The following is a 260-nucleotide window of genomic DNA, read 5'->3' as shown; positions in this document are numbered from 1 at the left end:
ATATATTTTGAATGTCCTAAGTCGCTGGGTCATTGAAATTATATACATTGATGATGAAGCAACAGTAAAATTAATATTTGCACCTGCAATCGTGCCTCTTATTACAAGTTTAGAAGAACAATTCACAAAATATGAGCTACAGCAGATTAGTGATCTTAGTAGTGCTTACGCTGTACGTTTATACGAATTATTGATTGCTTGGAGTAGTACTGGCCAAACACCTGTTATTGAACTAGCAGAGTTCAGGCAGAAGATAGGTG

Annotated in this window: 1 protein-coding gene; it reads left to right on the top strand. The window is 35.8% G+C overall.

The window, feature by feature from the left end; genetic code table 11:
- Nucleotides 1-260, top strand: a 260-nt coding sequence (locus ACG9ZB_RS17495; RefSeq protein WP_419326871.1) for a RepB family plasmid replication initiator protein, incomplete at both ends; no start/stop codon positions are given.

Source organism: Acinetobacter johnsonii, assembly GCF_048551975.1.
Classification (GTDB): domain Bacteria; phylum Pseudomonadota; class Gammaproteobacteria; order Pseudomonadales; family Moraxellaceae; genus Acinetobacter; species Acinetobacter johnsonii_A.
Note: the sequence above shows the minus strand (reverse complement) of the source record. Positions and strands in the feature narration are given on the sequence as shown.